This is a genomic window from Mycobacterium asiaticum (assembly GCF_001668675.1).
In the GTDB taxonomy this organism is placed as follows: domain Bacteria; phylum Actinomycetota; class Actinomycetes; order Mycobacteriales; family Mycobacteriaceae; genus Mycobacterium; species Mycobacterium asiaticum_D.
On the sequence record NZ_LZKQ01000026.1, the window covers coordinates 1 to 9857 of the forward strand.

Sequence of the window (9857 nt, forward strand, 5' to 3'; positions counted from 1 at the left end):
GGTGTCGAGCCAGGAACGGCGCCTCCGGGCCGGATCGCACCGCCCGGCCGATCACGCTGTGGGCCCGCACCGGGTCGCCGCCGTGAATGGCGGCCAGCGTCACCACCGCGGCCGGACTGTCGGGAAACGCCTCTCCGAACGGCTGCTCGACCGCGATCGCCTGACTCAGCCGGGACATGGCGGCCGGATAAGGCTGTTCCATCGTCAGCAGAAGACCTTCGGCAAGACTGCGGGAGGCGCGCGCGGCCATGGTCGGCGGTCCGGAGTCCTTCATGCGTAACGCGACCCGTGCTGCCGCCAGGTCACCCGTGGCGGCGAGCACGATGGCGGCGGCCGAGCCGACCACCGAGTCCGGGTAGGGGCCGAGCCAGGCGAACAGCTCGGCGGCCTGCCCGGTGTTGCCGTCGTGTGCGGCAACGCTGGCCGCGATGCGCACCGCCGCGGCACGCTCGCCGGCATCCGGTGAGCCGAGCAGATCGTCGGCCAGCGCGGTCGCCGCCGGGCAGTCACCGGTGAGGGCAAGGGCGTCGGCCAATCGGGACGTCAGCCCCATGGCACCGGCCTGGACCGCGCCCCGGTACAAGCGCGCGGTGCGGGTCGGCTGGGCTCGGGTCTGGTCTGCATGCCGGGCGAGGATCGCGGCCAGCCGGTCGTCGTGCAGCCCATGTTCGGCCAGCTGCAACGCGAAGTCTGGCGACATCGTGGCGACGTCGAGTTGGGAACGCACCAGCGACGTTTCGATCTCGCGGTGATGTGCATTGCCGACGGTTTGGGCGACTGCGTCGTGGACGAGCCGCAGAAATTTGGGTGGATGCGATGGTTCGACAAGCCCGCACGCGCGGACCCGGTCGACCAGCGTCCTGGCGTCCGGTACCGGGATGTCGAGTGCCGCCGCGATGTCGGCGGCGCCCAATTCGTGGGTCAACGACATGAGGAGAAGGGCATCAAGCACTGGCTCGTCGATGCGATGCAACCGCGCCGTGAGCGCGATCCTGGCCGTATGTTCCGGCGCCTGGTTGCTCTCGCCGACCGCGCGCAGGAGAAAGGGCAGACCTGCTGTGCAGTCCAAGATGTGGCCGGCGGACGGCGCTGCGCCCAGCGATATCCGCGGTCGCTCGCGTTCGATCGCCAATGCGAGGGATCGAAGCGCGGGACGCTGCTCCTGCGCTTCGGCCGCAGCGACGACCGTAAGCCGGGCCTCGACGACCCGTTCGGTGAGCCGGTCCAGGTCGTGGTCTGGGAGCAGGTGGGCGTCGTCGACGACGAGCGCGGCGCCGGGCGGATCGTCGTCTCGCGGCGGACGGGTGAGCACGGTGCGACCGGCGCGGCGCAGGTTGTCGCGCACGGTGGCCAGCAACGTGGACTTGCCAGTGCCAACACCCCCGGTGACCAGGGCCTGAACCGGTTCGGTCGCGGCATTGGCGAGGTCCTCGACCAGCTGGCGAGCGGCATGTGGCAACTCGATCGCGGAACTCAGCGAGTCGGTCATTCCCCTGCCCTCTGTGCTCTACTGGTGCTCAGCAGCGCCACCTCACCTCAGGGTCGAGGCCCCGTAGCCCCGTGTTTCCCCTAATGCAGCACCCCCTAATGATGCCTCGGGGCGGGCGGGGTTGGCACCGAACACGGCTTGCTGGTGAGTAGATAGCATTTTGCTAGCGCCGAAAATGTTGGACATGTGTCGAGGAGGTGGATCGTGGCGAATTCCCTGCTCGACTTCGTGATCTCCCTGGTGCGCGATCCCGACGCCGCCGCGCGGTATGCCGCGAACCCCGCGCAGGCCATCGCGGACGCTCACCTTACCGATGTGACCAGCGCGGATGTCAACAATCTGATCCCCGTAGTGTCGGATTCGCTGTCCATGACCGCGCCATCGGTAGGTGGCGGAGGCGCGCAGGTGGCCGATCACGGCAACGTGTGGGCGAGCGGGGCCGCGACGGCAGCCTTCGACGCTTTCACTCCTCATGTTCCGGCGGCGGGCGTGTCGCAGCACGGTCCGACGGGCGGTGTGATCAGTCATCCGGCCGCGCCGGCGCCGGGAGAACCGGCAGTGCCTGCTCAACCGGCCGGCGTTGTCCATCACGAACCCTCGGTGTTGCTCACGGGTGGAGAACTGCCTGAAATGGCCTTCGACCACGGCGGCTTCGCGGTCAACGACCCCGGGATCTGGGATCACTCCGTGATTCACCCCGACGCGCACTCACACGACGCCCCGCCCGACCACCACGGCTTCGGCATCCACGGCTGAGAACGCCCTTTTCGTCAACCAATCCGTCGCAGGTTCGCGGTATCGGATCGCGTTGACATGCGCAAACGCCCGCTCTGTCGGCTTGTCGGCGCTTGTTTTAGGGACTTGAGAATCACCCCCTAATCCCCTAATGAATTTGCCTGACACACCCCTGGGGGCTTTGCCAAGTCTGGGGGAGTCGACCCCGATTCGGGGAAGTGGCGAAGTCCATACGTTTATTGCAGGGCGCCGCACACGGCGGCGAGAAGCTACAGCTTCCAATTGAAGGGGAACGACATGACCTCGCTTGTGGACTACATCCTGAGCCTGTTTCGCAGTGAAGAGGCGGCGCGGTCTTTTGTCGCCGCCCCTGGGCAGGCGATGACCAACGCCGGACTGGTCAACGTGTCGCCGGCGGAGGTTTCCTCGGCCGTCGCGACGGCGGTGCCGGGAGTGGCGCTCTCGTCGGACGATCCGATCATCGGACTCCGACAGGCGGTGGCCGACCAGCACGGTCTGACCCCGTTCACCTCGGACCCTGGTGCGGTACCCACCTTTGTGGGTCCTGATGCCGGGCCGGCCTTGAACGCCGCCGGTCCGGTAATCGGCAACGTCGGGGCTGTTACCAGCGATGCGGGCGTCATCGCCGCTGACGCGGGATTCCTTGCCGGCAGTGCCGGAGCTGGGCTGGCCAGTGGCGTCAATGCCGGGCTGGTTGCACAGCCCGCGGCCGACGTGGTTCCGGGCGTCGCTCCTGGGTTGGCATTCGTCGAGCCGACCGGCGGCTTCGGCGCCGGGGTAGGCGTCGGTGCGCAGGCCGGTTTGAGCGTAGATCTCGGCGTGCAAGCCGGAATCGGTGCGGGTGCCGGCCTCGGCGTTGGCACCGGAGTAGGTGTCGGCGCGCAAGCGGGTGTGGGCATTGGCATTGGTGTGGAGGCCGGCATTGGAGTGCAGGCCGGAATCGGTGGCGCTGTTGGTGGTGCCGTTGGTGTGGGTGGTCAGGTCGGTGGGGCAGTTGGCGGCCAGGTCGGTGGCGCCGTGGGTGTTGGTGGCCAGGTTGGCGGTGCGATCGGTGGCCAGGCTGGGGGCGCGATTGGCGTTGGCGGTCAGGTCGGCGGGGCCGTTGGTGGTGCCGTTGGTGTGGGTGGTCAGGTTGGCGGTGCGATCGGCGGCCAGGCTGGGGGCGCGATTGGTGTTGGCGGTCAGGTCGGTGGGGCCGTTGGTGGTGCCGTGGGTGTTGGTGGCCAGGTCGGTGGTGCGATTGGTGGCCAGGCTGGGGGCGCGATTGGCGTTGGCGGTCAGGTCGGCGGGGCCGTTGGTGGTGCCGTTGGTGTTGGTGGCCAGGTCGGTGGTGCGGTTGGTGGCCAGGCGGGCGGTGTGATCGGTGGGGCTGTCGGTGGGCAGGCGGGCGGTGCGATCGGTGTTGGCGGTCAGGTCGGTGGTGCTGTCGGTGGTCAGGTCGGTGGCGCTGTTGGCGTGGGTGGTCAGGTTGGTGGTGCGATTGGTGGCCAGGCCGGCGGTGTGATCGGTGGGGCTGTCGGTGGCCAGGCGGGCGGTGCGATCGGTGTTGGTGGCCAGGTTGGTGGTGCGATTGGTGGCCAGGCCGGTGGCGTTCTCGGTGGCGCTGTCGGTGGGCAGGCCGGCGGTGCGATCGGTGTTGGCGGTCAGGTTGGTGGTGCGATCGGTGGCCAAGCCGGTGGCGTGGTCGGTGTTGGTGGCCAGGTTGGTGGCGCGGTCGGCGGTGCCGTGGGTGTTGGTGGCCAGGTCGGTGGTGCGATTGGTGGCCAGGCCGGCGGCGCCATCGGCGGCGGACTCGGTGGTGGAATCGGGGTCGGTGGCCAGGCCGGTGGTGCAATTGGCGCCGCTGGGCAGGTCGGCGGAGCGGTCGGTGCCCAAGCCGGCATTGCGGCCGGTGGCCAGGCCGGCATTGCGGCTGGCAGCCAGGCCGGGCTGGCGGGCCAAGCGGGCATCGCAGGTCAGGCGGGCCTCGCCGGTCAGGCAGGCATCGCAGGCCAGGCAGGCCTTGCGGGCCAAGCGGGCCTCGCTACCCAAGCGGCTGTCGGTGGCCAGGCCGCTGCGGCTGCGGGTGGCGGAATCGCCGGTACCGGCAACCTCGGCGCGCTGGGCAACGTCGGCGCCAACCCGGCAATCAACGCGGGTGCCGGCGCGGCCCCGCAGGCCGGGCTGATTGCCAGCGAAGGCGCCGCGCTGCATGGCGCCGCGACGCCGCAGGTCGGCGGCCCCATCGGGGGTGTCGGCGTAGGCGGGCAGTCCAGCGGCGTGGGCGGCGCAGGGCTCGGCCTCGGCGGTGCAGGGACCCACCCGGCGCCCCAGCCCCTGTCCTCTCCCGGAGCAGCCGAGCCAGGTGCCCCTGTGGTTGTGACCGCGGGTAGCCCCGGCACGGTTCCCGTCGGCGCGGCGTCCGGAGCCGGCGGCGTAGCAACCGGACCCGGCGGCATAGCAACCGGACCCGGCGGCGTGGCGACTGCACCGGGCGGAGTGGCGAACGCCCCCGGTGGCGTTGCGACCGGCCCCGGCACGCACGCGCCGGCCACCGGTAGCGCCGGTGGACACGGCGACATCCTGGGCCAGGAAGGTACGACGCTCGGCGGCGGAAGCGTCCCGGCCGGTGCCGGTACGCCCGGCACCGCTGGTACGCCCGGCAGTGCGGGTGGCGGTGCGGGAACGGGCGGCGTCACTCCGGGTGACCACACACCGACGTTCCCGTCCGGCCAGGGCCCCGTCATCCAGACCGGTGGCACAGGTGCCGGTACCGGCGGGGGCACGACACCGCCGACTGGCGGTGGCCACGGTCCGGTCATCCAGACGCCGGGCACCACGACGGGCCAAGGCGACGCCGGCCACGGCGGCACGAACCCGCCAGTGATCAACGTCCCGCACAGCCCGGCCCCGCAGGTCGAGACGCCGACCCACCCGGCTCCGGCCGACCACGGCCCGGTGGTTACCCCGCAGCAGCATCAGCCGATCGAGCAACCGACTCACCACGAGCCGCAAAGCCCTTCGGTGTTCGGCCACGAGCCGCCCGCGGCACACACGCCGCCGGCGCACACCGACGTCCCCGGGACGCACGGCGCGGCCGACCATCACGGGTTCTGATTAGCCCGATCGGCGAACACCGGCGGGGACCTTCATGGTCCCCGCCGGTTTATGCACCTACCGTGTTCTGACAGGCACGCGATCGAGAAAGGGGGGCAGCACGGTGGCTCAACCCGATGACCCGCGCCGGGTCAGCGTGATCGTCGAGCTGATCGACCACACGATCGCTATCGCTGAACTCCACGAGCGCGGTGATCTGGTGCAGCGGCTCCGACGTGCGCGCACGCGGATCACCGACCCGCAGATCCGGGTGGTGATCGCCGGCCAGCTCAAGCAGGGCAAGAGCCAGCTGCTCAACTCGCTACTGAACCTCCCCGTGGCGCGGGTGGGCGACGATGAGGCCACCGTGGTCATCACGGTCGTGAGCTACAGCGCGCAGCCAACCGCCCGGCTTGTCCTGGCCGCCGGGCCCAACGGTGAGACCACCACCGTCGACCTCCCCGTCGATGCGATCAACACCGACCTGCGTCAGGCGCCGCAAGCCGGCGGCCGCCGCGTGCTGCGGGTGGAGATCGGCGCGCCCAGCCCGCTGCTGCAGGGCGGCTTGGCGTTCATCGACACCCCGGGCGTCGGCGGTCACGGACAGCCGCACCTGTCGGCGACCCTCGGACTGCTGCCGGACGCGGATGCCCTGCTGATGGTCAGCGATGCCAGCCAGGAGTTCACCGAACCGGAGATGTGGTTCCTGCGCAAGGCGCATCAGGTCTGCCCGGTCGGCGTGGTGGTGGCCACTAAAACCGACCTGTATCCGCGCTGGCGCGACATCGTCAACACCAACGCCGCCCACCTGCACCGCGCCCGGGTGCCGATGCCGATCATCCCGGTCTCGTCGCTGCTGCGCAGCCACGCCGTCAGCCTCAACGACAAGGAACTCAACGCCGAATCCAACTTCCCGGCGATCGTCAAGTTCCTCAGCGAAAAGGTGCTGTCCCGCGAAAACGACCGGATACGCGATGAGGTGTTGACCGAGATCCGTTCGGCGGCAGAGCAATTGACCGTGTCCGCCAGTTCCGAGCTGTCGGTCGTCAACGATCCACAGGTGCGTGATCGGCTCACTGCGGACCTGGAACGCCGCAAGCAGGAAGCCCAGGAGGCACTGCAGGCGACCGCGCTGTGGCAGCAGGTCCTCAACGACGGATTCACCGACCTGAGCAACGACGTCGACCACGACCTGCGCGCGCGGTTCCGTGCCCTGACCGACGACATCGAGCGGCAGATCGACTCGTGCGACCCGACCCTGCACTGGGCGGAGATCGGCGCCGATGCCGAGGATGCGGTGGCCACCGCGGTCGGCGACAATTTCGTCTGGGCATACCAACGGGCCGAGGCGCTGGCCCTCGACGTCGCCCGCTCGTTCAACGACGCAGGGCTGAACTCGGTGATGTCGCCCGAATTGACCTCGCGCCTGATGGCCGGCAACTTCGACCAGCTCAAGGCTTTGGCCGAACTGGACGCCAAGCCGCAGGGTAAGGGCCAGAAGATGATTTCCGGGTTGCGCGGCTCCTACGGGGGCGTGGTGATGATCGGCATGCTGTCGTCGGTGGCCGGCCTGGGTCTGTTCAACCCGGTATCGGTCGGAGCCGGGCTGTTACTCGGCCGGATGGCCTATAAGGAAGAAAAGGAAGGCCGAGTTCTGCGCGCCCGCGCGGAGGCGAAGGCCAACCTGCGCCGCTTCGTCGACGAGGTCTCGTTCGTGGTGGGCAAGGAATCCCGCGACCGGCTCAAGACGATCCACCGCACCCTGCGCGACCACTACCGCGAGATCGCCAACGAGCTGAGTCAATCGCTGAACGAGTCACTGCAAGCCACGGTCACCGCCGCTCACATGGAAGGCGTCGAACGCGACACCAGGGTGCGCGAATTGGAGCGGCAACTGGACATCCTGCGCCAGGTCACCGAAAACTTAGACAAACTGAGGGTACGGGCGACCATAGGACGAGGGTGAGCACAAGCGATCGGGTCCGCGCCATCCTGGGCGGCACCATCGAGGCCTACCGGGGGGAACCGGCCTACCGCCACCGCGCGGACGTCTTCTACGAACTGGAACGCATCGGCGCGCGCCTCAACGAGCCCATCCGCATCGCGTTGGCCGGCACCCTCAAAGCCGGAAAGTCCACCCTGGTCAATGCCCTGGTCGGGGACGATATCGCGCCGACGGATGCAACCGAAGCGACCAGGATCGTGACCTGGTTCCGGCACGGCCCCACCCCGAAGGTCACCGCCAACCACCGCGGTGGACGCCGCAGCAACGTCCCTATCACCCACCGGGACGGCCTGAGCTTCGACCTGAGCAGAGTCAATCCCGCTGATGTGCTGGACCTGCACGTCGAGTGGCCGGCTCAGGAGTTGGTGCACACCACCATCATTGACACCCCGGGGACCTCGTCGTTGACCCGCGAGGCTTCCGAGCGCACCCTGCAACTGCTGGTTCCCGCCGACGGAGTGCCCCGCGTGGACGCGGTGGTGTTCTTGCTGCGCACCCTCAACGCGGCCGACATCGCACTGCTCAAACAGATCGGCGGCCTCGTCGGTGGCTCGGCCGGTGCGCTGGGCATCATCGGCGTCGCGTCGCGGGCCGACGAGATCGGTGCCGGTCGCATCGACGCGATGTTGTCGGCCAGCGACGTCGCCAAGCGGTTCACCAGCGAGATGAACCAGACGGGCATCTGTCAGGCCGTGGTTCCGGTGTCGGGGCTGCTCGCAATGACGGCGCGCACCCTGCGGCAGGGCGAGTTCGTCGCACTGAAGAAACTCGCCGAGTCCGATCCGGCCGAGTTGAACAAGGCGCTGCTGAGTGTGGACCGGTTCGTCCGACCGGACAGCCCGCTGCCGGTGGACGCACCAATTCGCGCGCAGCTACTGGAGCGGTTCGGCATGTTCGGCATCCGGATCTCGATCGCCGTGCTGGCGGCCGGGGTCGCCGATGCGACGAGCCTGGCCGCCGAACTGCTCGAGCGCAGCGGGTTGGTGGCGCTGCGCGAAGTGATCGACCAGCAATTCGCGCAGCGTTCCGACATGCTCAAGGCGCACACCGCGCTGGTGTCGTTGCGCAAGTTCGTCGAAACCCACCCGGTCCTGGCCACGCCGTACGTCATCGCCGACATCGACCCGCTGCTCGCCGACACCCATGCGTTCGAGGAACTTCGGTTGCTCAGCCAGTTAGCCTCGCGTACAACAAGATTCGATGCAGAAGAGATGTCGTCGCTGCGTCGTATCCTGGGCGGGTCGGGCACCGACCCGGTCAGCAGACTGGGCCTGGATCCCGAATTGTGCAGGCTCGACCCGCAGGAGCCCCCGCGGGCGGCGTTCGCGGCCGCGCGGTGGTGGCGGCGGCGAGCCGAGCATCCTCTCAACGACCCGTTCACCACTCGTGCCTGCCGGGCCGCGGTGCGCAGCGCCGAGGGAATCCTGGCCGAATTTCCTGCCCGTCGCTGAGCCGGATCAGGTCTCGGGCGCGGGCGCCGCGCTGGTCGACGGCGCGGGCGCCGCGCTGGTGGTGGGCGGCTGCTGCGTAGTGGTCGGCGGTTGCTGCGTGGTGGTCGGCGGGTTGGTGGTGGTCGGCTGGGTCGTGGTGGGCTGCGTGGTGGTGGTCTGTTGAGTCGTCGTCGTGGTGGTGGTGGTCGACGGGGTGGTGGTCGACGTCGATGATGTGGTGCTCGACGGTGGGCTGGTGGTCGTGCTGGACGGCGGCGTCGAGGTCACGGTGACGGGCGGAGGGGTGATCACCGTTTCGGTGGGGCTGTTGTCGGTTCCGATCACCGTGGTGGTGATCGGCGGCGGTTGGGATGTCGTGGTGACGGGTTTGGTGTCGCTCGGTCCGAGTGTGAACGCCAGCACGATCGCCAGGATGATGGCCGCGGCGGCGCCGGCCAGGCTCAACAGAATGGCCGGGCGCTTGTACCAGGGCGGGACGTCCGGTTCGGCGGGGTAGCGGTCCTGATCAGCGTCGGGATACCCAACTCCCGGCGGCGGTTCGACCGGACCCGTGTAGTCGGCGGGGCCGGTGTAGGGGACCGGCTCCATCCCGGTGCCACTGTCTTCGGACCAGGCCAGCGCACGGTCGGTCGTCTGACGGGCCTCGTCGGGGAACGCCTCGGTGGGCACCGCGGTGGTCGGGGAGGGCGCGGTGGGGGATGCGGCAGTCGCATCGGCGGCCCCGGCGCCGGCCAGACCCGCCGCACCGACGGCGCCGGTGGGCACGTCGGCGGCGGGACTCATACCCGTGGGCGCAGCGGCGTCCGATTGCGCGATGGCGCCCAGCGTCGCCGCACCGATCGCGGCCCCGTACAGCGGTTGCGGAGTGGTGAATACCGGCACCTGCAGCCGTTCCGACAGCCGGGTCGTGATCAACGGGATGCCCGCGCCACCACCCACCGTCGCCACCGCAGCCAGGTTGCCAATACCATTGCGCTGCAACACATCTCCGACTGCTGAGATGAATCGGTCCAGCGGGCCCGAGATCAGTTGCTCGAGGGCGGTGCGGGTCAGCTGCAGGCCGGCGCCGGTACCGACAGCA

At 69.4% G+C, this 9857-nt stretch carries 4 protein-coding genes and 3 pseudogenes; 5 read left to right on the forward strand and 2 right to left on the reverse strand.

Going from position 1 to position 9857, the window contains the following annotated elements:
- Positions 1 to 1489 (reverse strand): annotated as a pseudogene (locus A9X01_RS02090) (isoniazid response ATPase/transcriptional regulator IniR); the annotation flags it as partial.
- 204 nt (positions 1490 to 1693) lie between these two features.
- On the opposite strand from A9X01_RS02090, the gene A9X01_RS02095 reads away from it, so the two are divergent.
- From A9X01_RS02095 to iniC, 5 genes and pseudogenes are all read left to right on the forward strand, one after another.
- A complete protein-coding gene (locus tag A9X01_RS02095) occupies positions 1694 to 2245 on the forward strand; it encodes an Rv0340 family IniB-related protein (protein WP_065119083.1) in 552 nt (183 codons plus the stop codon).
- 276 nt (positions 2246 to 2521) lie between these two features.
- Positions 2522 to 2686, forward strand: a pseudogene (locus tag A9X01_RS32355) (IniB N-terminal domain-containing protein); the annotation flags it as partial.
- A 1911-nt stretch (positions 2687 to 4597) separates the two neighbouring features.
- Positions 4598 to 5341: a hypothetical protein gene (locus tag A9X01_RS31755; protein ID WP_155771877.1), complete on the forward strand. Its 744-nt coding sequence runs from the start codon at positions 4598 to 4600 to the stop codon at positions 5339 to 5341.
- 103 nt (positions 5342 to 5444) lie between these two features.
- A complete protein-coding gene (locus A9X01_RS02110) occupies positions 5445 to 7286 on the forward strand; it encodes a dynamin family protein (RefSeq protein WP_065119085.1) in 1842 nt (613 codons plus the stop codon).
- Positions 7283 to 8776 carry an isoniazid-induced dynamin-like GTPase IniC gene (gene iniC / locus A9X01_RS02115; RefSeq protein WP_065119086.1) on the forward strand — a complete coding sequence of 498 codons (1494 nt, stop codon included), beginning with the start codon at positions 7283 to 7285 and terminating at the stop codon, positions 8774 to 8776. The genes A9X01_RS02110 and iniC overlap by 4 nt, the downstream gene beginning before the upstream one ends.
- 6 nt (positions 8777 to 8782) lie before the next feature.
- Here the strand turns inward: iniC and A9X01_RS30305 are convergent.
- Positions 8783 to 9857 (reverse strand): annotated as a pseudogene (locus tag A9X01_RS30305) (Hsp70 family protein); the annotation flags it as partial.